The organism is Staphylococcus pasteuri (assembly GCF_003970495.1).
GTDB lineage: Bacteria > Bacillota > Bacilli > Staphylococcales > Staphylococcaceae > Staphylococcus > Staphylococcus pasteuri.
The window spans coordinates 1-26,452 of record NZ_RXWW01000031.1 but is presented as its reverse complement, the minus strand read 5'-3'; the positions used below and the strand labels follow the sequence as shown (position 1 = coordinate 26,452).

At 31.2% G+C, this 26,452-nt stretch carries 33 protein-coding genes and 1 pseudogene; 13 read left to right on the top strand and 21 right to left on the bottom strand.

All coding sequences use genetic code 11. The features are described from left to right. Nucleotides 1–127 precede the first annotated feature (127 nt). From moaA to CD121_RS04575, 6 genes are read right to left on the bottom strand one after another with little or no spacing between them, the layout of a single operon-like run. Nucleotides 128–1,150 (bottom strand): GTP 3',8-cyclase MoaA, encoded by a 1,023-nt coding sequence (gene moaA / locus CD121_RS04600; RefSeq protein WP_017638536.1) that lies wholly within the window; start codon nucleotides 1,148–1,150, stop codon nucleotides 128–130. Nucleotides 1,151–1,162: 12 nt separating this feature from the next. Next, complete coding sequence (gene mobA / locus CD121_RS04595; protein ID WP_126567521.1) at nucleotides 1,163–1,768, bottom strand: molybdenum cofactor guanylyltransferase MobA; 606 nt, start codon at nucleotides 1,766–1,768, stop codon at nucleotides 1,163–1,165. A 4-nt stretch (nucleotides 1,769–1,772) separates the two neighbouring features. Continuing rightward, nucleotides 1,773–2,006 carry a molybdopterin converting factor subunit 1 gene (gene moaD / locus CD121_RS04590; protein WP_126567520.1) on the bottom strand — a complete coding sequence of 78 codons (234 nt, stop codon included), beginning with the start codon at nucleotides 2,004–2,006 and terminating at the stop codon, nucleotides 1,773–1,775. A gap of 1 nt (nucleotide 2,007) precedes the next feature. Then, complete coding sequence (locus CD121_RS04585; RefSeq protein ID WP_046467148.1) at nucleotides 2,008–2,454, bottom strand: molybdenum cofactor biosynthesis protein MoaE; 447 nt, start codon at nucleotides 2,452–2,454, stop codon at nucleotides 2,008–2,010. A 5-nt stretch (nucleotides 2,455–2,459) separates the two neighbouring features. Next, nucleotides 2,460–2,930, bottom strand: a complete 471-nt coding sequence (gene mobB, locus CD121_RS04580) for a molybdopterin-guanine dinucleotide biosynthesis protein B (protein WP_046467147.1) — start codon at nucleotides 2,928–2,930, stop codon at nucleotides 2,460–2,462. Continuing rightward, nucleotides 2,927–4,186, bottom strand: a complete 1,260-nt coding sequence (locus CD121_RS04575; protein ID WP_126567519.1) for a molybdopterin molybdotransferase MoeA — start codon at nucleotides 4,184–4,186, stop codon at nucleotides 2,927–2,929. The genes mobB and CD121_RS04575 overlap by 4 nt, the downstream gene beginning before the upstream one ends. Before the next feature lie 58 nt (nucleotides 4,187–4,244). On the opposite strand from CD121_RS04575, the gene moaC reads away from it, so the two are divergent. Beyond that, on the top strand, nucleotides 4,245–4,733 hold the full coding sequence (gene moaC / locus CD121_RS04570) for a cyclic pyranopterin monophosphate synthase MoaC (protein ID WP_017638542.1): 489 nt from the start codon (nucleotides 4,245–4,247) through the stop codon (nucleotides 4,731–4,733). A 68-nt stretch (nucleotides 4,734–4,801) separates the two neighbouring features. Here moaC and CD121_RS04565 read toward each other — a convergent pair whose 3' ends face one another. From CD121_RS04565 to modA, 5 genes are all read right to left on the bottom strand, one after another. Further along, complete coding sequence (locus CD121_RS04565) at nucleotides 4,802–5,305, bottom strand: MogA/MoaB family molybdenum cofactor biosynthesis protein (RefSeq protein ID WP_017638543.1); 504 nt, start codon at nucleotides 5,303–5,305, stop codon at nucleotides 4,802–4,804. Nucleotides 5,306–5,325: 20 nt separating this feature from the next. After that, nucleotides 5,326–6,330, bottom strand: coding sequence for a ThiF family adenylyltransferase (locus tag CD121_RS04560; RefSeq protein WP_126567522.1), 1,005 nt, complete (start codon nucleotides 6,328–6,330; stop codon nucleotides 5,326–5,328). 187 nt (nucleotides 6,331–6,517) lie between these two features. Continuing rightward, nucleotides 6,518–7,123 carry an ATP-binding cassette domain-containing protein gene (locus CD121_RS04555; RefSeq protein ID WP_126567518.1) on the bottom strand — a complete coding sequence of 202 codons (606 nt, stop codon included), beginning with the start codon at nucleotides 7,121–7,123 and terminating at the stop codon, nucleotides 6,518–6,520. After that, a complete protein-coding gene (gene modB / locus CD121_RS04550) occupies nucleotides 7,124–7,795 on the bottom strand; it encodes a molybdate ABC transporter permease subunit (RefSeq protein ID WP_017638546.1) in 672 nt (223 codons plus the stop codon). 12 nt (nucleotides 7,796–7,807) lie between these two features. Beyond that, nucleotides 7,808–8,593, bottom strand: a complete 786-nt coding sequence (gene modA / locus CD121_RS04545) for a molybdate ABC transporter substrate-binding protein (protein WP_017638547.1) — start codon at nucleotides 8,591–8,593, stop codon at nucleotides 7,808–7,810. A 187-nt stretch (nucleotides 8,594–8,780) separates the two neighbouring features. Here modA and fdhD point away from each other — a divergent pair, with 187 nt between their 5' ends. After that, entirely contained in the window at nucleotides 8,781–9,584 is an 804-nt protein-coding gene (gene fdhD / locus CD121_RS04540) for a formate dehydrogenase accessory sulfurtransferase FdhD (RefSeq protein ID WP_017638548.1), read from the top strand. 25 nt (nucleotides 9,585–9,609) lie between these two features. Here the strand turns inward: fdhD and CD121_RS04535 are convergent, their stop codons facing one another. The 5 genes from CD121_RS04535 to CD121_RS04515 form a co-directional block, all read right to left on the bottom strand. Continuing rightward, nucleotides 9,610–10,365: a GNAT family N-acetyltransferase gene (locus CD121_RS04535; RefSeq protein ID WP_017638549.1), complete on the bottom strand. Its 756-nt coding sequence runs from the start codon at nucleotides 10,363–10,365 to the stop codon at nucleotides 9,610–9,612. A 73-nt stretch (nucleotides 10,366–10,438) separates the two neighbouring features. Continuing rightward, nucleotides 10,439–10,987 (bottom strand): biotin transporter BioY, encoded by a 549-nt coding sequence (locus CD121_RS04530; RefSeq protein ID WP_108000005.1) that lies wholly within the window; start codon nucleotides 10,985–10,987, stop codon nucleotides 10,439–10,441. A 68-nt stretch (nucleotides 10,988–11,055) separates the two neighbouring features. Next, the gene (locus CD121_RS04525) at nucleotides 11,056–11,994 is read right to left on the bottom strand and encodes a nucleoside hydrolase (protein WP_017638551.1); all 939 of its coding nucleotides are present in this window, start codon (nucleotides 11,992–11,994) and stop codon (nucleotides 11,056–11,058) included. 156 nt (nucleotides 11,995–12,150) lie between these two features. Then, complete coding sequence (locus CD121_RS04520) at nucleotides 12,151–13,059, bottom strand: ABC transporter substrate-binding protein (RefSeq protein ID WP_126567517.1); 909 nt, start codon at nucleotides 13,057–13,059, stop codon at nucleotides 12,151–12,153. Between the two features lie 129 nt (nucleotides 13,060–13,188). Next, entirely contained in the window at nucleotides 13,189–14,334 is a 1,146-nt protein-coding gene (locus CD121_RS04515; protein WP_017638553.1) for an acyl-CoA dehydrogenase family protein, read from the bottom strand. Nucleotides 14,335–14,489: 155 nt separating this feature from the next. Between CD121_RS04515 and CD121_RS04510 the strand changes: the two genes are divergently transcribed. The 4 genes from CD121_RS04510 to CD121_RS04495 are packed head-to-tail and all read left to right on the top strand — an operon-like array spanning nucleotide 14,490 to nucleotide 17,479. After that, nucleotides 14,490–15,239 (top strand): amino acid ABC transporter ATP-binding protein, encoded by a 750-nt coding sequence (locus CD121_RS04510; protein ID WP_126567516.1) that lies wholly within the window; start codon nucleotides 14,490–14,492, stop codon nucleotides 15,237–15,239. Between the two features lie 26 nt (nucleotides 15,240–15,265). After that, nucleotides 15,266–16,093, top strand: coding sequence for an amino acid ABC transporter substrate-binding protein (locus tag CD121_RS04505; RefSeq protein WP_070453748.1), 828 nt, complete (start codon nucleotides 15,266–15,268; stop codon nucleotides 16,091–16,093). A gap of 1 nt (nucleotide 16,094) precedes the next feature. Then, the gene (locus CD121_RS04500) at nucleotides 16,095–16,778 is read left to right on the top strand and encodes an amino acid ABC transporter permease (RefSeq protein WP_029055842.1); all 684 of its coding nucleotides are present in this window, start codon (nucleotides 16,095–16,097) and stop codon (nucleotides 16,776–16,778) included. 11 nt (nucleotides 16,779–16,789) lie between these two features. Next, nucleotides 16,790–17,479 carry an amino acid ABC transporter permease gene (locus CD121_RS04495; protein WP_029055841.1) on the top strand — a complete coding sequence of 230 codons (690 nt, stop codon included), beginning with the start codon at nucleotides 16,790–16,792 and terminating at the stop codon, nucleotides 17,477–17,479. A 51-nt stretch (nucleotides 17,480–17,530) separates the two neighbouring features. Here the strand turns inward: CD121_RS04495 and yut are convergent, their stop codons facing one another. Then, the gene (gene yut / locus CD121_RS04490; RefSeq protein ID WP_029055840.1) at nucleotides 17,531–18,442 is read right to left on the bottom strand and encodes an urea transporter; all 912 of its coding nucleotides are present in this window, start codon (nucleotides 18,440–18,442) and stop codon (nucleotides 17,531–17,533) included. Nucleotides 18,443–18,706: 264 nt separating this feature from the next. Here yut and CD121_RS04485 point away from each other — a divergent pair, with 264 nt between their 5' ends. From CD121_RS04485 to CD121_RS04455, 7 genes are read left to right on the top strand one after another with little or no spacing between them, the layout of a single operon-like run. Then, nucleotides 18,707–19,009 (top strand): urease subunit gamma, encoded by a 303-nt coding sequence (locus CD121_RS04485; RefSeq protein WP_017638559.1) that lies wholly within the window; start codon nucleotides 18,707–18,709, stop codon nucleotides 19,007–19,009. A 13-nt stretch (nucleotides 19,010–19,022) separates the two neighbouring features. After that, nucleotides 19,023–19,430: an urease subunit beta gene (locus tag CD121_RS04480; protein WP_017638560.1), complete on the top strand. Its 408-nt coding sequence runs from the start codon at nucleotides 19,023–19,025 to the stop codon at nucleotides 19,428–19,430. Beyond that, nucleotides 19,430–21,145: an urease subunit alpha gene (ureC, locus tag CD121_RS04475; RefSeq protein ID WP_046467140.1), complete on the top strand. Its 1,716-nt coding sequence runs from the start codon at nucleotides 19,430–19,432 to the stop codon at nucleotides 21,143–21,145. The genes CD121_RS04480 and ureC overlap by 1 nt, the downstream gene beginning before the upstream one ends. 14 nt (nucleotides 21,146–21,159) lie before the next feature. Beyond that, nucleotides 21,160–21,612 carry an urease accessory protein UreE gene (gene ureE / locus CD121_RS04470; RefSeq protein WP_017638562.1) on the top strand — a complete coding sequence of 151 codons (453 nt, stop codon included), beginning with the start codon at nucleotides 21,160–21,162 and terminating at the stop codon, nucleotides 21,610–21,612. Further along, complete coding sequence (locus CD121_RS04465) at nucleotides 21,605–22,294, top strand: urease accessory protein UreF (RefSeq protein ID WP_046467139.1); 690 nt, start codon at nucleotides 21,605–21,607, stop codon at nucleotides 22,292–22,294. The genes ureE and CD121_RS04465 overlap by 8 nt, the downstream gene beginning before the upstream one ends. 12 nt (nucleotides 22,295–22,306) lie before the next feature. Then, entirely contained in the window at nucleotides 22,307–22,921 is a 615-nt protein-coding gene (ureG, locus tag CD121_RS04460; protein ID WP_017638564.1) for an urease accessory protein UreG, read from the top strand. Next, complete coding sequence (locus tag CD121_RS04455) at nucleotides 22,921–23,757, top strand: urease accessory protein UreD (protein ID WP_017638565.1); 837 nt, start codon at nucleotides 22,921–22,923, stop codon at nucleotides 23,755–23,757. Before ureG ends, CD121_RS04455 begins: the two co-directional genes overlap by 1 nt. Before the next feature lie 349 nt (nucleotides 23,758–24,106). Here CD121_RS04455 and CD121_RS04450 read toward each other — a convergent pair whose 3' ends face one another. From CD121_RS04450 to CD121_RS12215, 4 genes and pseudogenes are all read right to left on the bottom strand, one after another. Beyond that, nucleotides 24,107–24,448: a transcriptional regulator, SarA/Rot family gene (locus CD121_RS04450; RefSeq protein WP_029055839.1), complete on the bottom strand. Its 342-nt coding sequence runs from the start codon at nucleotides 24,446–24,448 to the stop codon at nucleotides 24,107–24,109. A 414-nt stretch (nucleotides 24,449–24,862) separates the two neighbouring features. Then, nucleotides 24,863–25,192 (bottom strand): PH domain-containing protein, encoded by a 330-nt coding sequence (locus tag CD121_RS04445; protein ID WP_046467138.1) that lies wholly within the window; start codon nucleotides 25,190–25,192, stop codon nucleotides 24,863–24,865. A 28-nt stretch (nucleotides 25,193–25,220) separates the two neighbouring features. After that, the gene (locus tag CD121_RS04440) at nucleotides 25,221–25,943 is read right to left on the bottom strand and encodes a transcriptional regulator, SarA/Rot family (protein WP_046467137.1); all 723 of its coding nucleotides are present in this window, start codon (nucleotides 25,941–25,943) and stop codon (nucleotides 25,221–25,223) included. 163 nt (nucleotides 25,944–26,106) lie between these two features. Continuing rightward, nucleotides 26,107–26,452, bottom strand: a pseudogene (locus CD121_RS12215) (helix-turn-helix transcriptional regulator); the annotation flags it as partial.

Genomic DNA, 26,452 nt, shown 5'->3' with positions numbered 1-26,452 from the left:
TGTTTAATAGTGAAAAGTATATAAAAGTTATTGTATTGAAATGACGAGACACATATAATCTATAAAAGATTTTATGATTGTATAAATATGACTCTATTTTTCTACTTATTTAAATTAAAATTTAATACTATCCACCAATATAATTCATATTAATCTTATTACGTTTTCTATTTTTTACTGTTTGTTCTGTTCGTTCATCTGAATATCGATCATCTCTAATGTGCCAAAGTGCTTTAAATTGCTCTAATAATTCCTCGTCTGTTGCTCCAGAGCGCATAAAGTTCTTAACATCAAATCCTTCTACATCTGCAAATAAGCATCCGTAAAATTTACCATCAGAAGATAAACGAGCTCTTGTACATGTTGAACAAAATGATTGAGATACACTAGTTATAAGTCCAAATTTCACTTGATTATCTTTGTGACGATAGTATTTAGCTACCTCTCCAAAATATTTAGGTTCTACAGGCTCAACTTCAAAATGTTGTTCAACCATATTTAACATTTCATCTTTACTCACTACTTTGCTAAAGTCCCAGCCATTGTCATTACCGACATCCATAAATTCAATAAATCTTATTTCAATAGCTTTATCTTTAAAATATTCAATCATAGGTATGATTTGATCATCATTAACACCTTTTTGAATAACGACGTTCACTTTAACTTGTAAACCAATCGAAATCGCATAATCAATCTGTTCTAATATTGTAGAAGCTTTGATATTTCTATTATTAATTGCTTGAAAGACTTCATCGTCAATAGCATCTAAACTCACATTAATACGTCTAAGGCCTGCATTATATAAATTTTGACCATGTTTTTTTAAAAGTAATCCATTAGTAGTCATACCTATATCTTCAATGCCTTCTATTTGATTCAGTTGCTCAATGAGTTGATAAAGATTTCTTCTTAATAATGGTTCCCCACCTGTTATTCTTATCTTTTTAACTCCTAATTGAGCATATAATCTAGCAATTCTGACCATTTCATCAAAAGACAATAATTCATCTTTAGGTAAAAAGACAAAATCATCGCCAAATATTTCTTTTGGCATGCAATAATCACATCTGAAATTACATCTATCTGTGACTGATAATCTTAAGTCTCTTATCGGGCGACCAAGTTTATCTTTAATTTGCTCCACCATAATGGACCCTCCTTATTGATCTAACTGTTGTTTTAAAGTGTCCAAATCTTGTTGAGAGTTGATATTATAATACCAATATGACGGTGCATCGATGTCTTCTACATTAATCCAATCTACATTCATTTCTTCATACAGTTGCTTAAAACTATAATCATCAGAATTCAATATTTCTTCAATAACATTTTTCGTCTTAGGACTATAAAAGCCAATCGTCGGAATCATATATCCATTTGACTTAACCGTTGCTATGTCTATTTGATCTTCAATAAGATGAGACATCATGAATTGATATAGTTGATTTATAGCTTTTTCGTTTATCATCGGAGTATCAACTGACACTACGAAAAACAATTCTTCATCCGGATATTGTTCCATCACTGACAATACTCCTGCTAACGGTCCTTTTCCTTTATAATTGTCTTTATCTACAACTATACTTTGATATTTAAATTCATTTTTAAGTTGACTATTCGTACTAATAATAATGTCATTAAACATATTTGTTGATTTAAGTACATTCACTATTCGCTGATAAAACATTTGTCCGTCAACTGAAGCAAATGCTTTAGGACGCCCAAAACGACTTGATTGTCCTCCAGCGAGTATAATTGCTTTCATTTATTTATCCTCCACTCACTGGTGGAATGAGTGCTACAGTATCACCAGGTTTAATATTATCAGTTAATTTAACGAATTCTTCATTAACTGCAATTTGAAATTGCTTATGTGCCATTTCTGGATAACGTTCAACAATCATCACTTTAAACGCTTCTACCGTTAAAGGTTTTGAAACATCTATTGTTTCTGACTGTTGATTAGCTATATCTTTTAATTCTGCAAAGTAAAGTACTTCCAATTTATTTCCTCCCATTAGCTTCATCATAGTCGCCTTTTTGATGGCCTTGCCATTCAGCCCCATCTTCCCATATCTCTTTTTTCCATATTGGTACTATTTCTTTAATTCGTTCTATGGCATATTCATTTGCATGATATGCGTTTTTACGATGAGGAGACGATACTACAATTAAGACAGCTATATCTGATATCTCAAGAGGACCAATTCTGTGTACTATAGTTGTTATAGTACCTGGCCATTTTTGTTCTATTTCTTGACCTATTTGAGCCATTTTCTTTTCAGCCATTGGAATATAAGCTTCATATTCTAAATACTCAGTTTTTACTCCTTTAGTCCATTCACGAACATGTCCAGTGAACGTCACCATTGCACCTTGATGTTCGTTTAGTGTAAATGCGCGATATGGCTCTATTTGAATTGGTTCTTTAACGATTTCAAATTGTTTCATTACACTCAATCCTTATGTGTCACTTTATTTATTAACCATTCATCAAATAATTGATAAGCATTAGGTTCATTTAATTTTATCTTATAAACTACATTGTTTAAATGATTTAGCTTTTGCAATTGTGATTCACTGTTATAAACTATGATTTTTTCATATTTTTCATCCTTAAAACCTTCAACTAAAATGATGTCATAATCAATTGTAACAGAGTCTTTAATAATCTTTGAAAGGCTTTGTTCATTAATTCTAGTCACAGTTTGACTATATTCATGCCCTTGTATAATGCTTTGGTCTGCTCCTGATTCAAAGTGTTTCATATGATCCACATGTTGTCCTTGTAACTCAATATCCGAACCAGTATGCCCATGATGTTTTATTGTCGCAACTTTTAACTCTAGAGATTTCAATTTATTAATTGTGTGCATCATGAGTGTTGTTTTTCCAGAATTTTTAAATCCGACTATTTGAAGAATCATATATTCAATTCCTCTTCATAAGCAGATGATTCTGTAAGTATAACGTCTACTAGGTGTCCTTTTTTAAACCCTCGTGTTCCTCCTGGCAACATAATCATAGAATTTGAATGAGCAATAGCGACTACTGCACCTGATTTATTAAATCCAGATGGAATAACTGTAGCGCCAGCAGATGTAAATGTAGCTTTAGCACGTATAAATCTAGTAAATGGATTAGCTTTAGTAAAATCTTCCATTAATGTAGCTTTAACAATTTGAGGATAAACTGCATTAGCGTTCATCATTTGATTAATTGCTGGTTTTACAAACAATTCAAATCCTGTGAAACATGCTGAAGGATTACCAGACAAACCAAATAAATATTTATTATTAGCAACTGCAACAGTTGTTACACTTCCAGGTCTCATTGCAACTTTATTAAATAATACTTCTGCATGTAGTGCTTGATAAATTTCAGGTAAGTAGTCAAAATCTCCGACAGATACGCCACCTGTAGTAATAACAATGTCATGTTCATTCATCGCTTTTTTAACGACTTCAATACTACTTTGTAAATCATCTTGCTGAATTTGATAAGTACCTACTTTTAATCCAAATTGTTCAGCTAATGCTTTAATCATCGGACCGTTTGAGTTTCTAATTTTACCAGGTTGAAGCTCATCTTCCACTTCTAGTAACTCACTACCTGTCGCAATAACAGCTATACTTGGTTTCTTCCATACTTCAATATCTGTATAACCATATGTTGCTAATACAGCTATAGCTCCTGGATTGATTTGTTGTCCAGCTTTCAAAACAATGTCTCCAGTCTGTGTTTCTTCACCTTTCAATGAAACATTTTCATGTTGTTCAAACGTCTTTCTAATTGAAAACGTATCTTCTTGTTGTACAGTTTGTTCAAACATGACAACTGCATCTGTTCCTTCAGGTAATTGTGCACCTGTCATAATTCTTACCGCTTCATGTTCACCAACTTTTTTATCAGATACGGAACCAGCACCAATATGATCAATCACTTTAAAATGTACACGATTTTCACCACTTGCTCCTATAGAGTCTTGACTTCTAATCGCAAATCCATCGTATGGTGATTTATTAAATCTTGGTATATCATAAGTAGCTACAATGTCACTTGCTAAAATATGGCCAGTACTTTGATTTAAAGGAACTGAAATTTTGCTAGAATTTATATCTTGTTTTACAACTCGTTGAATTGCTTCTTTAACGGGAATTGGACTTCTTTTTTCAAATGTCATATGATCATCTCCAAAATATTTATTTCGTGATATACTTGTATCGATAAGGAGGGTTAATATGTCAGATTTTACACACATTAACCAACAGGGTAATGCGAAAATGGTTGATGTTTCAAATAAAGAAATTACAAAACGAACAGCAATCGCTTATTCCAGCATTATAGTGAACGAAACTATTTATCAACAAATTGTTCAAAATACTAATGCTAAAGGTAATGTATTAAATACTGCACAAATTGCTGGCATCATGGCAGCTAAAAATACTTCTACAATAATACCAATGTGTCATCCGCTTCCATTAACTGGTATAGACGTCGCTTTTGAATGGGATACTTATCAATCTAACCAATACGAATTGCATATAAAAGCAACTGTATCAACAACCGGAAAAACAGGTGTAGAAATGGAAGCACTAACTGCTGCATCGGTAACAGCTTTAACAATATATGATATGACGAAAGCTGTTGATAAAGGAATGACAATAGGACAAACTTATTTAGCTGCTAAATCTGGTGGTAAATCAGGCGATTACAAGCGTCCAGAATAATAAATAAAACAACTGTATACTTAATTGGGATTGAAGCAATGAAACTTTGACTTCAGTCCTCTTTTATATTATTTTGTTAATTCATGAACTAGATGATTTAATTCTGGCTTAATAAGTTTATCCATAGCTAATTTAACTGCACCAGTTGATCCTGGAAGTGAAAATAACAGTTTATCCTGATGTGTACCTGCAATTGCTCTAGATAAAATAGCTCTCGTGCCTACATCTTCTGTATAACTTAAATAACGAAACATTTCTCCAAATCCTTCAATTTCTTTATCTAATAAAGGACGTACAACCTCAATTGTCACATCTCTTTGTGCTATACCTGTCCCACCAGTCGTTATAATGACATCTATATCATTCTGTTTTAACCATGTAGAAAGTTGTTCATGAATATCTTGCTGATTGTCTTTTACAATCTTATAATAGTCATCTTTCACATTAACATTTTCATTTTCTAATAATGTTTGAATAAGTTGTCCACCTTTATCAGTATTATAATCTCTTGTGTCCGATACAGTTAAAATTGCCACTTCAATATCTCTATCCAGTTTAATATGTTGATGCATGATTTCTCCTCCTTAAATGTTTACCCAAATAATTGATTGATTAGTTTAGTAGCTTCGTTAGGACTAGTTAATCCATGTATTAATAATCGACCTCCATTAAATGCTACGATTCTATAACCTTTAAATGAAAATACAATCATATATGGATTTTGTTTATATTGAATATGGTGAGAATTTAAAAATGATATAAGCATTTCCTGGGTAATATCTTTATTAATATATTGCACTGTATCTCTGCCACATAATGTTGCGTACTGACGTTGACTATTATTCAAATAAGGATAAGTAGGTGATTGTCCGCAGGTAGAACATGAGTCATTTTGCATATTTTTAAAACCAATGGCATGATGATATCCTTCCCACACATCACCATATTTTAATTTAATATCGGTATCTTGATGCGTGAGTATTTTCAATGCATCAGTGATTTGAAAACTAGTTGTCATTGTTACAGCCGGTTGTATCACACCTACAGTATCGCAAGTTAAATTAATTGAAGGTAAATGTGGTAATAAGCAATTAAAACATGGTGTCTTTCCTGGAACAAAGGTAGTTTGAGCATAAGTACTTTGTACAACTCCCCCATAAATCCATGGAATTGAATTTTGATAAGCAAAATCATTAATAAGTTGTCTTGTATCAAAATTATCAGTTGCATCAATGATTAAATCAATTCCAGATGTATGTTTATCTAAAAAGTAAGTATCTACATGTGAGACAAATTCATTGATTGTCACATCATGTCGAATTGATTGCAGATGTTTCTTGGCAGCAATGACTTTAGGCAGCATATCAAGTGCATCTTGCTCAGTAAATAAAGTTTGCCGTTGCAAATTACTATATTCAATATAATCTCTGTCAACAATCGTAAGTTGTTGTATGCCGGCTCTTACTAAGCCTTCTGAAACATGTGTGCCTAAAGCACCCATACCAACAATCATCACATGTTTTTGACTAATACTGCGTTGACCTTCAACACCTATATGTTTATATAACATTTGTCTTGAATATCTATCCTGATTCATTTCCTGATTCATTTTTGAATCTCCCTTGAAATATGTTATCTCTATTATAAATCTTGTGTCTCAAAGTGACAAAACCTCAACATAAAAAGTTCCTATCAAAGTTCTCATTTTTCAATGTTTACTCTGATAGGAACTTATTAAAATTGACTCTCATTAATTTTGATTAATAATTAAAGTTTTATTATGGTTAAGAAATCATAATCATTTCGTCTGCAAGTTCTTTGGCTTCTTCATTCGAATGTGTAACAAATATAATAGGAATTTGCCACTCATTAAAAATCTTTCGAACTAAGGCTATGCTTTCACGTTTAGTCTGATCGTCTAAACTGGAAAATGGTTCATCGAGTAGTATTAAATCTGGTTTTATACTTAAAGCTCTTGCTAAAGCAACACGTTGTGCTTCCCCACCTGATAAGGTGATTGGGTAATGATTCATTAAATGTTTTATATTTAGTGTTTCTAATAAATTATCAATATGCTCCGATGAAGATGTCATAAATGTAATATTCTGTTTCACTGTGAGATGCGGAAACAATTGATAATCTTGAAATAAATAACCAATTTGTCTTTGTTGAATTTTTATATCAATATGCTTTTCAGTTTCGGTTAGTACACGATCATTAATTTGAATCATTCCATCATCTGGTTTTTTTAAACCGGCTATCATATTTAATATAGTCGTTTTGCCTATTCCAGACGGTCCTTGGATTGTATATATTTTGGGAACCTGATCTTCAATGTGAATATGAATTGGACGTTGATTAATTTGATGTGTAATATCAATATTCAACATTTAATCACGCTCCCTAAACTTATCATAATTTAATAAATTGATTGTCATAATAACAACAATAGAGAATGCTACTAGAACTAACACCCACAACCAAGCTTGATTTTCTTTTCCTTCAACAACTAAGAAATAAATTTCTAGTGGTAGAGTATTTGTTTTATTAGGAATATAGCCGGCAACCATTAAAGTTGCTCCGAATTCACCGATAGCTCTAGCGAAACTCATCATAATTCCTGATAATATATAACGTTTAGATAAAGGTAATACTATTCTATAGAAAATCTTTCCTTCACTTGCTCCCATTGTTCTAGCAGTATCCAACATACGTTTATCAATGCTATTAAAACCTTGAATTGTATGTTGATACATCAGTGGAAAACTAACAATAACAGATGCAATAACAGCCCCAGTCAATGTAAATACTACTGGTAAATGCAATATATTACTGAAGAATTTTCCTACAATACCTCGTGGTGAAAATATAATTAATAATATGAACCCCATTACTGTGGGCGGAAGAACAATAGGTAATAATATAAAACTTTCAATGATTTTAACCCATCGTTTCTTACGATGATATAACCATCTTGATACAATAATTCCAAGTACCATTACAATCAATGTACTCAAAGTTGCTACTCGAATCGATAGCCAAAATGCAGTTAAGTCAGGCATTAAAAACAACCCCTATGCTGAGAACTGATAATCTTTGATGATTTGTTTAGCTTTGTCTGATTTTAAGAATTCCATCCATTCTTTAGCTAATTTTTTATCAGAAGTCGCTCCTGCTTCATAAGTAATTGGTTTTGATAATTTTACTTCTTTAATTTCTTTTACTGAATCAATTTTCTTTTTATTTTTATATAAATCTGTTTTATAAACAAATCCTTGTTGTGCGTTACCTTTTTGTACATAGTTTAATACTTGTTTAACGTCTTTTGCGTAAACTACTTTGTCTTTTGTTGCATCCCACAAATTATTTTCTTGTAAGTATTGTTTACCATATTTACCTGCAGGTACTGTTTTGATTTGACCTAAAGCTAATTTTTCATTATCTTTTAAATCTTTAACAGATTTATAATTTTTATCTTTGTCGCCTATAAGTACTAATTTATTTTTGGCATAATTATATGTATCATGCGCTTTCTTTTTATCTTTTAAGATATCAACATCTTTTGTGTTAGCTGACATAATAACGTCTACTGGTGCACCTGATTCAACTTGTTGTCTTAAAGCACCTGAACCACCATAGTTGAAATCAACTTTAGCATCTTTATGATCTTTTTCAAATTCTTTTTTCAATTCTTTACTAACATCTGTTAAACTTGCTGCTGCTGAAATTTGTAATTCTTGTTTCTTATCTTTACTGTCAGATTTTTCACTTTTCTTTCCATTATCCGATGATGAATTCGAACATCCGGCTAGAACCAAAAGTCCCATTAACAAAATCACAAATAAACTTTTAATCTTCACAAAAATTCCTCCTTAAAGTACATTACACTTCGAATTTAATAGATTTATATTTTATTTGAAGTTAATATCTATATGTAGATTATATACTTTAATTTTTTAAATTGAAATAACTATCAAAGCAAATTTATTTATATTTTGTGAAAAACGCACTAATATAGAATTTATAGTGATATAAAGGAGTTACAAAATGAATAAAGATGTTTCATCCAATCAGCACATTATTAGATTTGAAAATGGTGAATTAAAGGATACTGTAGATACTTATGTAACAGAATTCCCATTAACTATCATGGTCAATGGTGAAGAGTTTGCAACTGTTATTTGTAGTCCTACTAATATGGAAGAATTAGTATTGGGTTTCTTAGCATCAGAAGGTGCATTATTAAAAAAAGCAGAACTAAAATCATTACAAATAGATGATAGTAGAGGGTTTGCCCATGTTGAACTAACAAAATCGCTAAATGATCGATTCGAATACTCTAGTAAACGAATGATTGCATCATGTTGTGGTAAAAGTCGTGAATTTTATTTTCATAACGATGCTGCTACTGCTAAAACATCCTTATCTAATATCACTATTACTCCTCAGCAAGTTTTAAATATGATGACTCGCTTACAAACTGCCAGTACAATATTTAAGCAGACAGGCGGATTGCACAATGCGGCTATTAGCGATGGTGATAACTTCTTTGAACATCGTCAAGATATTGGTCGTCATAACGCGCTAGATAAATTATTTGGATTTTGTATACAAAATAATATTCCTGTAAGAAATAAAATTTTAATATTTAGTGGTCGTATTTCCTCGGAAATTTTAATTAAAGCTGCCAAAATTGGCGTAGGCGTTATTTTATCTAAATCAGCACCAACGACATTAGCTGTACAATTAGCAGATGATTTAAACATTACTGCTGTTGGATTTATTAGAGACGGTAACTTTAATATATATAGCCATCCAGAACGTATAAAAGCTGCTGGTGATTTCAATTAGTGTTTGAAATCAACAGCAGCTCTTTTTATATATTTTCTTTTAATATTTGATATCTAAAACTTCTATATACATAACCCTGTTTCAAATACATATCTTTAACTGTATCTTCACCATCTGCAACTAAAATAACTGGGCGTTGCCCTGCTAATTCCCCTATATACGATTGCATTGTTCGACCGATACCATTTCTTTGGTAATTTTCAAGTACGCCAAATCCATCTATTTCTACAGAATTTTTATTTTCTATCACATCGACAATACCTACTGGCTTATTTTCTAAATATCCAATCATAGGCGTTGCTTTCATGTTATCAAAATTTTGTCTAATCTTTTCAACATTTTTTTTAGCATATTTTTTGCCATATGGTAATGAAAATTGATAGAAAATATCAAGATAATCATTTAAGTTAGTACGATTTACTTTGATTAATCTTACATCTTGATTTCTACTTAATTGGGCTAAGTCATTTGCTTCAATGATATAGAATTCTAATACACCAAGTTCAAATCCTAATTCTTTAAACAGTTCAAACCACTGTTCATTAAGTTGATCGTTCTCAGGAAAGTAAAAAGATAAGTGATTGGAACCTTGTGCAACATGCATTTCCTTTTGGGTTTCAATATCTTTCAACCATTGAACTTGTGATGGGCACTGATGATATAACCAAGTATTGTTGGCAAATTGAAGTGCATCTGATGGTGTTAAATAAACGGTCTTCATTGAATCTTCTAAAAAAATATTACCTTCCAAATATATATCAGACATCGTCAAATGCTTCATAAATATTACCCCATCTCAGCAGATAATTAGAATTGTTATGATTCTATATATGAAACATTGTCTTACACTGATTTTATTTTATCAACTGTTTGAATCGAGAGTGATTAAGTAAAGTCGCTCCTATTAAGCTTGCAATAATTGCTTTAACTATATCCCCAGGCATAAAAGTTAATGATAATACGATGGATTTAGAAATAGGTATATTTATAATGAATCCCATTATAATGGTACCTAGTATATCTAATCCAAGTACACCAATGATAATAGTAGCAACTAATAGCGTTATAAAGTTTACTTTATGTAAATATTTGTCTCTTATCCATCCGATAAAGAAAGCTACAACTGGATATAAGAATAAAAATCCTGCTGAAGGACCTGCGAAAACGCCGATACCCCCTCTACCACCTGATAACACAGGTAGTCCTACTGCAGCTAACAGTAAAAATACAACAACACTTAAAGTTCCTAACTTTCTTCCTAACATTATTCCTGCTAAAAATATCCCTATATTTTGCAATACAATTGGTACTGGCATAATTGGTAAAGGTACTGGTGGTACCAAACCTAAAATACAAATGATGGCTGCCATCAAAGCTGTAAATACTAATTCTTTTGTACTCATCATTTCATCCTCCTTACATGAGAATGATTATACCATTAATGTAAACTTAATGGAATAAAAAGTTTACATTAGTTGACACGTTTTGCTAAATCACTTATATAATTAAAGAAATTATTTCGCTCTACATAATTAATCACATTAACCTCTCGGCCATCATTACATTTAAATGTTCTACCTTGACTTGGACCATGTGCTATAACATCTACATTCAATTTAACTGATTTAGTTAATTTAGGATTACCTACATAAGCTGTTGTTAACACATCCCATAAAAAGTAAGTCGAATTTGTTATAAAATGTGTTAATGGTGGTACAGCTGCATAACTAACACCTAAGAAATCAATACCTGTATAATGACGTTCATCTGCCCAACGTTGTCTCACTTCTAAAGTTAAAGGAACTTGATTGGTGCTTTCTAAAGCTACCATATCTATCTTGATATCACTATCAAATACTGTTTTCACCGCTTCTGGATCCCAAAACGCATTCCATTCTGCCGTGCCGTCATGCTCTGGTTCTTCAACATTACCTTTTTCTAAAAATGTTCCTCCCATCCAAACTAATTTATCTACTTTGTTCACTATAGTTGGTTGTATTTTTAATGCTTTAGCTAAGTCAGTTAAAGGACCAGTAAATAACAATGTAATTTTTTCTTCAGTATTTTGAAGAATGTTAATGATATCTTCATAAGCCTCAAGATGATTTTCTTTTGAATTTGTTAAAGTAACTTTTTCATTTAAAATTGGTAACGCGTCCATGAAAAATGCATGCATTCTCCAATCCTTAGGAAATGGATTTTTCCCTCTTTCAAATGACGGTGCAACATCAAGTTTTTGATTGGAAAAGCGATTGATAATCTTGATAGACGCACTTAAAGATGGTTCTAAATAGCAATCTGCTCCAATCGTGCTTACACCTACAAGTTCTATTTCTTCCATTTGTAAAAGTAAGAATAAAGATATAAGATCATCAACGCCACCATCATGATTAAAATAAACTTTTTTCATTGTTTTTCTCCTTTTTATTATTTTATTTCTTTCAATTTATATGTAATTATATCGAAATCACAAACAAAATTCATAATTTACTACTACATAAAAGAAGTTGAGACACAATTTGCGTCTCAACTTCTAAGTTATTGATATCGTTTTTTTATTATCTTTTTATTTAGTATCCATTAATTTTTTCTTCAAATCTTTACGCATGAAGTCTAAGCTATATGGATCATTATACCAGTATGTTTCTGCTTTAACTTTAATCACATTACCATTTTTAACTGCAGGTAAGTTTTTCCACATATTTGTTTTTTCATATGCAGGTGTTGCTTTACCTTCACTTGTAGATACAATGTAATCGCCAGCGTATTGATCAACTTTTTCTTGTTTAACTTCAGCAAATCCAGCTTTTTTAGTTAAATCATCAACTGATTTTGGCATTTTAAGACCGAATGCTTGATATAAAATTTCTCCGCCACGGCCCCAATGGTCGCCGTAAGTGTATAATTTTTTATCAAATTCATCAAAGATAGTTACAGTTTTATCTTTACCAATTTTATCTTTAATCTCTTTGCCGTCTTTAGAAGTTTGATCTTTCCATTCTTTTCCCCATTTTTTAACTGCATCTTCTTTACCTAGTAATTTACCTAGTTCTTCTTGTTGTTCTAAGTAACTATGTTTCGCATAGTTAAATGGTACAGTTGCTGCGATTTTTTTATATTTTTTAATGTTTTTATTTTGATCTAAGACAATAATTAAATCTGGTTTTTCTTTTGCAACTTTTTCGACATCATCGTCTCCAACTTTAGTTACACCTTTAAATTTGTCTTTCAAAATATCACTTTGATCGACTTGATTACTCACTGCTACTACATTTCCACCTAATTTTTTCACGCCACCAGCATATGATGGAGCTACAACAGCAATTCTTTTTGGATCCTTAGGAACTTTTATTGTTTTCCCATCATCCGTTTTGTAAGATTTCTTCTCAGAACTCTTTGAACTATCGTCTGAGTTGTTACCACATGCAGCTAAAACTAACACTAGTGCTATTAAAGGTAATAATAATTTCTTCATTTTTTCCTCCCATTGAAAACGATTATCAATTTCATTAAAATTATACAACTTTACATATATTTTTACAATAAGCAATTTCACCAGTTTTTTTAAATTTTAATAAATTTATTTCAATAAAGTAACTTATTACTATATTAATCCTGTAATGCTTTTTGCAATATTAGTATATGCCATATCTTCCATCGGAGGATTATGAAGACCTGCGCGCATATCTCGATAATATCTTTGTAATGGTCTTTCCATCTCAAGACTTTTTGCTCCTACAATTCTCATTGCTAAATCTACAACTTCCAATCCTTGATTTAATACAAGTACTTTACTTGCAGAAGTCTCATTCCAAATTTCTGTGTCTTTCTCATATAATTGATAACCGTGGGCAGTACTCCATAAAAAATGTCTTGCCGATAATAATAGAGATTCCATTTTACCTAAATTTTGTTGAACTGTAGGTAATTCTGCAATAGTTCCTTCTATACTATTCGGACTATACGTTTTAGTGAAATCTACTGCGTAATTTCTAGCTGCTTGTGCGATTCCTAAATAGACACTAGGAATATGCAAAATCCAACCATTTGCTCCAGGTTTACGTTTCTGTTCAACAAAATATTTATGAGGAATTTTTACATTATTTAACACTAAATCATGACTTTCAGTAGCACGCATACCAATCATGTTCCAATTATCGGCGATGTCCACGCCTTCAACATTTCTTGGAACTAAAAAGAATCCTACTTGATCTAATTCTTCTACATATGCTCCTACAATAAAGTGTGTTAATGCCTTACTCATTGAAGTAAATGTTTTGACACCATTTAAAATATAGCCGTCTTTTTCTCTTACTGCATGAGTTGCCGGACGTCCTCCGCGTGTAGGGCTACCAGTTTCAGCTTCACTTACTGCACGATTAACGAGTGCGCCTTTTTTCACTGCTTCGGCAAATTCTTCTAATAATTCAGGTTCCCACAATTGTTGTTCAAATAATTGACCCACTACACTTAAATGCCAACCTATTGATAAGGCAGTTGCGCCATCTATTTCTGCTAAATAAGTTTGCAAAATAACCATATCTTCAATCGTAGCGCCTTCACCGCCGTATGCTTTTGGTAATGTTAATAAAGTATATCCTTCATTAATTAACCACTCTATATTTTCAAATGGAAAGCGTGAGGCAATATCATTTTGCTCCGCATACGATTTAAACTGCTCTTCTATTGTTTTAAACTTTTTTATCCATTTATGTTGTATCTCTGATTGCACCAAGAATGACTGTGTCATTATTTTCACCTCATCATAGTATTAATAGCTTGTTAATTATCCTTAGTTTAACACTCAACATTATTAAATAAAAGGACTGATATTTCACAATTCCTACTTTACCGATAAGAATTAATGTGATAAATTTACTTTAATATATTTGGGAGGCTGATACCTTGATACAAGTAGAACATTTATCTCATTTTTATCATTCAAATCAGGTTTTAAAAGATATTAATTTTTCACAAGAACAGGGAACCGTGACAGCTATTATTGGACCTAGTGGTTCAGGAAAAACAACTTTACTTCGTACTCTCAACGCACTCGCAACTCCTTCTAAAGGTTCGATAACGATTGATGATTATCAATTTAATGCTGAACAACATACTAAAAAAGATATTTATCATCTTCGACAACAATCAGCAATGGTTTTTCAAAATTATAATTTATTTAAAAACAAAACCGTATTAGAGAATATTACTGAGGGCTTAATTTATGGGCAAGGTAAAGGAAAAAGAGAAGCGATACATATTGCTGAAGATCACTTAAATATGGTGAATTTATTAGAACATAAAGATAAGTACCCTATCCAACTATCAGGAGGTCAAAGTCAACGTGTTGGTATAGTACGTGCACTTGCATTAAATCCTAAAGTACTATTATTAGATGAACCTACATCTGCATTAGACCCTGAATCAATCCAAAGTGTATTAAATCTTATACAACGTATTGCACAACAAGGAATGACAATGGTTATGGTAACTCACGAAATTAGCTTTGCTGAAGCTATTGCTGATCAAATTTTATTTATTGATAACGGAGAACTAGTCGTACATGGTTCACCAAGTGATGTTTTATATAATCAAGATAATGACCGTATCCAACGTTTTATACAACGTATTAGAACGGAGGTAGATGTAAATTGAAACGATTCTTCCCTTGGTTAGTATTAATGAGCGTATTTATATCTACTATAGCTTTATCTGCATGCTCAAATGATCAATCACAACGTGCTACTAAAGCTCATCCAAAAGAAATCAAAGTAGCGTTATCGGCAGAAGTAAATCCTCCATATTTATATACTAATAAAAAGAATGAATTTGTAGGACTTGATATGGATTATATGAAATTATTAGAGAAGAAATTACCACAATATCATTTTAAATATGAAGTTGGTGAAGAAGAGTCTAACCTAGTAGGTATAGGTTCTAAAAAATTTGATATGGGAATTAATTGGTTCTTTAAAACACCCGAACGCGAAAAACAATTTTTATATCAAGATGTTCCTTACAGTTATGCATTACCTATGCTTGCAGTTAATAAAAATAATCATGATATACATCAGCTTAGCGATTTAACTAATAAGAGATTAACTCCAATGGCACCAAGTGGTGGTTTATTTTCTATATTAAAACAATATAACAAGTCACATAAAGAACCTATCAATATAGATACGATTCAAGCACCTTCTAATGGAGATAATTTAAAAATGGTTGGTAATCATCGACGTGATGCAATGTTTTTAAATTGGAATACATATAAAGCGATTCAAGAAAAAGTAAATGAAGATGTTAAAATTGGTGGCATTGTTAAAAAAGAACCGCTTCACATCGTTTATAACAAAGATAATCAACAATTACATGATGATATTGATCAAGCTACTCAAGAATTAAAAAAAGAAGGTAAACTTCAAAAATTATCTAAAAAATATTTTGATATTGATGTGTTTGATGATTTAGAAAATATCAATAAGCATAAGAAACAATTGGAGGTGCAATAATATGTCTGCCACACAATGGTTAGATTTATTTAATCAAGTATTACAACAACTTCCTATTACTCTAGTAATGATTATAAGTGCTTTAATCTTTGCCATTATATTAGGACTATTATTAACAATGATTCGTATTAAACAAACGCCTATATTGGCGCCTTGCGTCAGAATATACCAATCATTTATGAGAAGTACCCCACTTCTACTTCAATTGTTTTTAGTATATTTTGCATTACCTCAATTTTTATTAATATTTCATATAAACATTAATCACTTTGACAGATTATTTTTCATAATATTAGCTTTTAGTCTTCATAGTGCTGCTTATTTATCAGAAGTCTTTCGAGCTGGTTATTTATCTGTTGAATATAGTCAGATTGAAGCTGGATTATCAGTAGGTTTAAGCTATCCGAGAATACTAAAAAATATTATCGTTCCACAAGCTTTACGTAACAGTATTCCTAATTTAACGACTCAGATTATAGAATTAATTAAAGATACATCGTTAGCATTTACTATTGGAATTATAGACATGATGGGACAAGTTCAACTTATTATTGGCAATAATTATGGTTTAGGAATGTTAGAAGTATATATTGTTATTTCTATTATATATTGGATGCTCGCTTTGATTGTTCAAGGTGTGTTTACATTAATTAATAAAGTTTCAGAAAAACCATATCAAGCATAGGAGGCAATCAAATGTCATTCATTTTACATACCTTCATTGAAGTTTTAAAGGGTGTACCAAATACAATTGCAATTACACTTATAGCTATGTTGATTGGTATTATTATAGGTACAGTATTTGCGATTATTCGATTGCAACGAATACCTGTACTATCTCAATTAGTAATCGTTTATAATTCATTTTTCAGAAGTACACCGCTCATAGTTCAATTATTCATTTTCTATTATGGTTTGCCAGCACTTATTCTATGGTTCAACTCAATTTTTCATACTTCACTTAATCCAGATATGGCACATCCATTGATGATTGCTGCAATCACCTTTGCATTGCATGCGACGGCCTATTTATCAGAATCTATTAAAGGTGGTTTACTTTCTGTTGATCCTAAACAAATTGAAGCTGCTCAAACTGTAGGTTTATCTAAATGGAATGTTTATAGACGCATTGTTTTCCCTCAAGCGTTTGGCTATGCATTACCTAATATTGAAAATCAATTTATTATGTTATTAAAAGGAACATCACTTGCTTTTGCTGTACAAGTAACAGAAATTATGGCGATAAGTACTGAAATTGCTAATGAAGGTTATCAATTTGTACCAGTATATACAGTAGCAGCGATATTTTACTGGGCATTGGCAATTGTTATTGAGTATGTGTTCCATAAAATTGAACATCGCACAACACACTATTTAACATCTTAATAAAAAAATTATGGGACTCACTACTTTAATGGTGAGTCCCATAATTTTTAATTAATTTCTACTTCCTATATCTCTATTTTGACGGCCTGCAAATAACATAATCCATGTTGCTAATATAAATGGCATTGTTAATGAAGGTAACCCAAGAGGTTCAAGCATTGTGTTCAAACCTAGATTTAATAGTACTGCTAGTAATAACCCTAAAAAGGCAGAAACATATGTATTAATTGACGTTTTAAATGTTGAGCCTAAAGCTATTGCAGTTAAAATTAAATTATATCCAAATAGTCCTTGGTTGATGTTATCAGTGTTACCACCTAATAAACCAACAATTAAATAACCAATAATACTTCCTACTATTGCAAAAACAAACGCTTTTCTTGAGCCAATTAAAATTCCAATAAGTATTAATAATCCAGCCCATACACTAGGTATTAAAAATACTTCACTAAACCCATCTAAAATGGAATGTAGTAAATTTAAATGATGACCAGAATTACTTGTCACTGGTTTAATGGTGTTTGGTAATAAATTTAATGGTGTTTTCACAGCTTTTACTTGTTCAGATATAGAAACTGCAAACCACGTCAAAATGACAAATGGTGCTGTAAGCATTGCTATTCCGTATGGCTTTAACCATTCTCTTATTGCTGATCCAACAGGTAATGTTAATATTGTTGCCATCAATGTAATTAGAATACCTGCCCAGTTTTCATTTAAAAATAATGTCAAAGCTATTGCAGTTAATACAGGATTAAAACCTGCTAATCCATTATCTATTTCTTCTTGAGAATAGTTAATATATGGCGCAAGTATGTATGCAATGATACTTCCAATTAATGCACTTATTCCGACTTTCCAATTACCAACAAATAATGCAATTAATATAAAAAGCCCTGTGTAATGATTATTAATTAATAAAACTTGTGAAATGTTTTTCAAAATGATTTGAATGGATTTCATGAACTTTTCCCCCAATTCGACAATGAATATGATACAACAATTTAATATTAATGTGTATTAATTCAATATAAAGAATGAAAATGTTTTACTAATTAAAAAATTCAAATAATATTAGTAAACACGCTGTAATCATTAAAAGTTTTGCCCATTTTAATTAAATTTTTAAATTTATGGAATCGTTATACTTGTTTAAAATTAAAAATCGCCCTAATATAAAATTTGCAAGTTTATTGCGAACTTTATTTCGGGAAAGAAGGGATTATTTTGCACTTTACACAACGTGAACAAGATAAACTAATGATAGTTGTAGCTGCAGAAGTTGCTCGTCGCAGAAAAGCGCGAGGACTTAAATTAAATCATCCAGAAGCACTTGCATTAATTAGCGATGAATTATTAGAAGGTGCTCGTGACGGTAAAACTGTAGCTGAATTGATGAGTTATGGTAAAACAATTTTAAATGAAGAAGATGTTATGGATGGGGTTGCAAGTATGATTACTGAAATTGAAATTGAAGCAACATTCCCAGATGGAACTAAATTAATCACTGTCCATCATCCAATTGTCTAAGGAGGACATAAATATGATTCCTGGAGAAATTAGAGTAAAAAAAACAGATATTGAAATTAATCCAAATTCACCTGAAACAGTTATTGAAGTTAAGAATGTTGGAGATCGTCCTATTCAAATTGGCTCACATTTCCACTTTTTTGAAGCTAACTTAGGTTTAGAATTTGAAAGAGACAAAGCATATGGTAAACATTTAGATATTCCAGCTGGTGCCGCTGTCAGATTTGAACCTGGCGATGTAAAACACGTGCAACTAGTAGAGTATTCTGGTAACCGTAGAATTTATGGTTTCCGTGGATTCGTTAATGGTCCAATTGATGGCTCCCGTGTTTATCGCCCTACTGGTGAAGACGACGAGTACGCTGGTGTTTATAATGACGAAGGTCATGAAAATACCAATAAAAAAGGTGGTAAAAGATAATGAGCTTTAAAATGACTCAATCACAATATACAAGTTTATATGGTCCAACAGTTGGAGATGCAATTAGATTAGGCGACACTAACCTATTCGCAGAAGTTGAAAAAGATTATGCCAATTATGGTGACGAAGCAACTTTCGGTGGCGGAAAATCTATCCGTGATGGTATGGCTCAAAATCCTAACGTGACTCGTGATGATAAAAATGTAGCCGATTTAGTTATAACTAATGCAGTCATTATTGACTATGACAAGGTAATTAAAGGCGATATCGGTATTAAAAACGGCTATATTTTTGCAATCGGTAAAGCGGGTAATCCAGATATTATGGATAACGTCAATATAATCATCGGAAGTACAACAGATATTATTTCTGCTGAAGGTAAAATTGTTACAGCGGGTGGTATTGATACACACGTTCACTTTATTAACCCAGAACAAGCTGAAGTTGCTTTAGAAAGTGGTATCACTACTCATATTGGTGGCGGAACTGGTGCATCTGAAGGTGCAAAAGCAACTACAGTTACACCTGGACCTTGGCATATACATCGTATGTTAGAAGCTGCTGAAGCATTACCTATCAATGTAGGTTTCACAGGTAAAGGGCAAGCTGTCAATCATACAGCACTTATTGAACAAATTCACGCTGGGGTTATTGGTTTAAAAGTACACGAAGACTGGGGTGCAACGCCTTCAGCTTTAAGTCATGCTTTAGATGTTGCAGATGAATTCGATGTCCAAATCGCTTTACATGCTGATACATTGAATGAAGCTGGATTTATGGAAGACACTATGAAAGCAATTAAGAACCGTGTGTTACACATGTACCATACTGAGGGTGCTGGTGGTGGTCACGCACCTGACTTAATTAAGTCCGCTTCATATTCAAATATTTTACCTTCATCTACAAACCCAACTCTACCTTATACACATAATACTGTAGACGAACATTTAGACATGGTAATGATTACTCACCATTTAAATGCTTCTATTCCTGAAGATATTGCATTCGCGGATTCTCGTATTCGTAAAGAAACAATTGCTGCAGAAGACGTATTACAAGATATGGGAGTATTCAGTATGATTAGTTCTGACTCTCAAGCTATGGGTCGTGTAGGTGAAGTGATTACACGTACTTGGCAAACTGCTCATCGTATGAAAGAACAACGTGGTGCTTTAGAAGGCGACTCAGAATATAATGATAACAATCGTATTAAACGTTATATCGCTAAATATACTATTAACCCTGCGATTACACATGGTATTTCAGAATATGTTGGCTCAATTGAATCAGGTAAATTAGCTGACCTTGTATTATGGGATCCTGCGTTCTTTGGCGTTAAACCTGAACTTGTAGTTAAAGGTGGTTTAATCAATGTAGCAGTTAACGGTGATGCTAATGGCTCTATTCCAACTTCAGAACCTATGAAATATCGTAAAATGTATGGTCAATATGGTGGTAATATCACTCATACAGCAATGACTTTCGTTTCTAACACTGCATTTGAAAATGGTATTTATAGACAACTTAACTTACAACGTATGGTAAGACCTGTTAAAAACATTCGTAACTTATCTAAAGCAGATATGAAAAATAACAGTGCAACACCTAAATTAGACGTTGATCCACAAACATATGAAGTATTTGTTGACGGTGAAAAAATTACAAGTGAAGCTGCTACTGAGTTACCATTAACTCAAAGATACTTCTTGTTCTAGGAGGAAAATTGTTAATGATTATAGAAGAAATTCAAGGCAATATTGCTAATTTATCAGCTGATGAAAAAAATAAACATGTAGAAAAAGTTTATCTAGAAAATTCTGACTTAGTTAAACGTATCCAACGCGTAAAAACGGATCATGGTAATGAAATTGGTATTCGTTTGAAACAACCTATCGATTTACAGTACGGTGATATTTTATATAAAGATGATACAAACATGATTATCGTTGATGTAAATTCTGAAGATTTACTTGTTATCAAACCACGTACATTAAAAGAAATGGGAGATATTGCCCATCAACTTGGTAATCGTCATTTACCTGCACAGTTCACAGAAACTGAGATGTTAGTACAATATGACTATCTCGTTGAAGATTTACTTAAATCTTTAGGTATTCCTTATAGTCATGAAGATAGAAAAGTAAACCAAGCGTTTAGACATATAGGACATTCTCATGATTGATCATCAAAATTTACGCTTATTTCAGTTCTGTGATTCACAGTTTCCAACCGGTGCATTTAGTCATTCATTCGGCTTGGAAACATATATTCAACATGAAGCGGTACATGATGATTTAACATTTGTTCAATGGTTAAAATTATTTTTAAATGAACAGCTAACTTATTCTGATGGTTTAGCAATGAAAATTGTATACGAAGCCTTAGACAATAATGATGTTGATAAAATCTTACGTATGGATCGACTTATCTTTGTTCAAAGTTTACCTAAAGAAACTCGTGTCGGGGCTAAACAAATGGGCACTCGAATGGTGAAATTAGCTATGGAATTATACGATAGTGAATGGATTCAATGGTATCATGAACAAATGAAAAATAAAAAAGCTAAGTTACATCCAGCAATTTGTTTTACTATGCTTGGTCATTATTTAGGCGTTGATATTAGTACAATTATTGATTATTATCTCTATCAAAATGTATCTAGTCTCACGCAAAATGCAGTAAGAGCTATTCCCTTAGGTCAAACTGCCGGTCAAAAAGTAGTAACTCAAATGATTCCTTATATAGAAGAAACACGAAATCATGTTTTATCTCTTGATGAAAGTGACTTTGGTATGACTGCGCCTGGATTAGAATTAAATCAAATGGAACACGAAAATGTAAATGTAAGAATATTTATTTCATAGGAGGTCAAATATATGACTGAACCAATTAAAATTGGAATTGGTGGACCTGTTGGTGCAGGTAAAACTCAATTAATAGAAAAAGTTGTTAGACGTCTAGCTAAAGATATGAGCATTGGCGTTATAACAAACGATATATATACAAAAGAAGACGAAAAAATCTTAGTCAATACAGGTGTCTTACCAGAAGATAGAATTATCGGTGTTGAAACTGGTGGTTGTCCGCATACAGCAATTCGTGAAGATGCTTCTATGAACTTTGCTGCTATTGATGAATTGTTAGAAAGAAATGATGACATCGAACTTATTTTCATTGAATCTGGTGGCGATAATTTAGCTGCAACATTTAGTCCTGAACTTGTTGACTTTTCAATTTATATTATCGACGTTGCCCAAGGTGAAAAAATTCCACGTAAAGGTGGACAAGGTATGATTAAATCTGATTTCTTTATCATTAATAAGACAGACTTAGCACCTCACGTTGGCGCTTCTTTAGACCAAATGGCTGAAGATACAAAAGTATTTCGTGGTGACAGACCATTCGCATTTACAAACTTAAAAACAGATGAAGGCCTAGATGAAGTTATTGAGTGGATTGAACGAGATACGTTACTTAAAGGATTATCATAATGTCTCAACAATCTTGGACAGGTCAACTTGATTTAACGGTTTTTAACAATGGTAAACGTTCTGTAGCACGTGACATCTTTTTTGAAAAGGCATTAAAAGTCATACGTCCTGTTTACCTAAATGGGTCAACTACCCCTACTTTCTATATTGTTAATGTAGGTGGTGGTTACCTTGATGGTGACCGTTATTCTATGAATTTCAATATTGAAGATAATGCTAGTGTCACATTAACGTCTCAAGGTGCAACAAAAATTTATAAAACTTTAAAAGATCATGTTGAACAATATCAAACTTTCCAATTAAAACCTAATGCTTATATGGAATACGTAGCTGATCCAATCATTGCTTATGAAAATGCTAAATTTTATCAACACAATCGTTTTGATTTAGATGAAACAAGTGCGATGTTTTATACCGATATTCTCACACCTGGTTACTCATCAGATGATAAAAACTTTTCATATAAATATATGCATTTAGTTAATGAAATTTATATCAATAATGAACTCGTAACATACGACAATCTTATGTTAAATCCTGAAAAAAATTCAATTGATTCTTTAGGTTACATGGAAAATTATACACACTTAGGCTCAGCATATTTTATTCATCCTAGTGTAAATCAAAAATTCATTGATGAAATTTATAATCAAATTAAACACTTTGAGAAAGAATTAAACTGTCGATTAGGTATAACGCAATTACCTACTCATGGACTTTCAATTAGAATTTTGTCTAACCGTACGCAGTATATAGAATCCATACTTGAAAAAGCCCAATCTTATATTGCTAATGAACTGTATGATAGAGAAATTAACTTTTTAAGAAAATATTAAATTAAAAGGCATGGTTACAAATGTAACCATGCCTTTTTCAAGCTAAAAAATAAGGATGAAGCTATATTATGTAGTTTAGATGCTATTCAATTTGTGATCAATGGATACTCTTTATCGTATTAACAATAAAAACACATTCACTAACCATTAAATAAATCTCTTTTCTATTTAATAAACTTTCTTACTGATCAACATCTATCATTTCCTAGCTACCCTATTAAATGGAGCATATCATATAAATTTATATACTCCATTCCACTTCTCAATTCCAAAACCTACTTTTCCATTACATCAATCACCTGAATTTGAACCCTTAATATAAGAAATACAATATAATAAAACGAGTTACTTAGATATATTGTTCTAATTCATCAATGAGCTTTTTAATTTTATCTTTTTGTTCTTTAGTTACATATACTATAACTGTACGTTCATCATGAACACTTCTTTTTTTCGATAATAAATCTAACTCTTTTAGTTTTTGTAATGCTTTTGTTAAGTAATATGGTTTAAATTCAGAACATGTCGCAATTTCTTTAGAAGAAATCTCAGTAGAACCACTTTTTAAGATATAATTCAAAATATAAATTTCCTCATAATTCAAATTATATTTCTTTTTAGTGTCTCTAAAGAACTTTTTCACTTGAAATGTAGCTTCTACTAAATCATTAATATTTTTTATTTTTGCCATTTTAAAAACCACTCCTCTGATGCACATCTTGTTGTAGCAAGGCTCACATAATTTCATCTAACTGAATTGAACTCCACCCATGTTACAAAGTTCATTTTAAACAAACAAGTATAAAAATTCAATAATTTTATTACTCGAATTTGCATTTATATATTTATTACTTTTCACAAACATTTATTTAACTTTATTCAAGGTTATTAAAATATGCATATCAAAATTTTAATACTTTTAATTATTGGTTATATTTTAATTATTTTATAATAACTATCTGATTAATTGACTTTTTAGAAGTAATTCTACATGTTTAAACTTTTAAAATAAAAAAGCGATAAGCCAGAAAAAATTAAGAATTAATTTATTCACGGTTTATCGCTATATTAATAATTTTAATTCAGCTGATTTTGAAACTCTAAATTACTTTGATTGTAATTTTTCTTTAACAAAATCAACAAAACTTTGTACATCGTTAGATTTAAAATCGTGCATTGGAATTTTACCAATATTGAAATCAAAAGTGATTGTTTTACCATCATATTGTATATCATTAACTTCATCATACCCAATACTTCTATAATAAAATTGTCCATTCATATCTACATTCATTATAATTCTTTCTGAAGTAGCTATAAATGCACCTTCAAATTGTGACTGTCCTCTAACTTCGTAATCCATAATGCCTAATACAGAAGGCCCTTTTTTCTCTGTTGGAAATAAATCATTGGGATTTACATTATCTAAAATCATATGTTAACTCCTTCTATCACTTACTAATTTACAAGTTCTTCATTCCTTGTTTTAAAGTATTGTAACATGATTCAATAATAGAAAGTATTAAGGATGCTTTACAATCGTTCAATTTTAATATAATCGTTCTTTCATCTTCTAAACTACGTTCTTTGATTATATAGCCTTTTTGATTTAACTTTTTTATTATAGAACTTAAAGAAACTATACCTACTTGAGTTTTATATCTCATATACTTAACTGTCATTTTATTATCATTATTAAGTAATATTGCTAACAAATACACCTCTTCCAAAGAGAGATTATTAATCATTAATTGTTCATCCATATCATCAAGTACCTCACCACATTTAATAAAATATAAAATGTGGTTACTTACTCTCTGATTTATAACTATCTTTCGAGATTCTAGCATCTCATCAATTTCATTAAATAATAAATGAATTTTATTCTTCTGTTGTTCTGACATAGTAATAACCAATTTTCGTTGATCTTTGTCATCACGTTCTTTTGATATCCAATTGTTTTGATACAAATATTGCAACATTTTTAAAATTGAAAATTTCGATCGCTTATTATACATTTCGAGTTGGCTAATATCTATATGCTTATTTTCATCATATAAATATAATATAAAGTAGAGTAATTTAACATGATTTATAGTTAAATGGTATGAATATTTTAAATAATCATTAGCTAATTTAACTAACATATAGTGTGCTACAAAACAGTTCATTTTCACATATGACATGACATATCTTCCTCTCTACTAATCAGTCATGCATAATTAACTAAATCAATATTTTAATATGTGCTATTGTCATACTTGGTAATCGAATTAAGCTTTCTTCTATGTCTTTTTTAGTCATTTCGCCAATCCAATAAAGGTTCTCTATTTTCATTTCACTTACAATTTATTCATTATCGTTTTTCATTGGTTTCATAAATGTTTGATAATTAATCATGTTAATTTCAGCATGAGTGATTTTATTAATACTTGAGAAATTTAATTGAACTTGCTCAACATTTGGATTTTTGGAAATAGGTAAATCAAATAGTGCAATACATTGATATTCATTTTTATAATTAGTAACTAATAATTGTGTATCTAGATAAACTATATCCCCTCGTAGTTGATTAAAAATATTTAGCATAAATAAAATGGAATCTGACAATGAAATTTGAGATGACTGTTTTTCTTTCAAATCTAAATGTTGCCAATATAAATGAATAGATCTCATATTACATAGATGTTTAAAT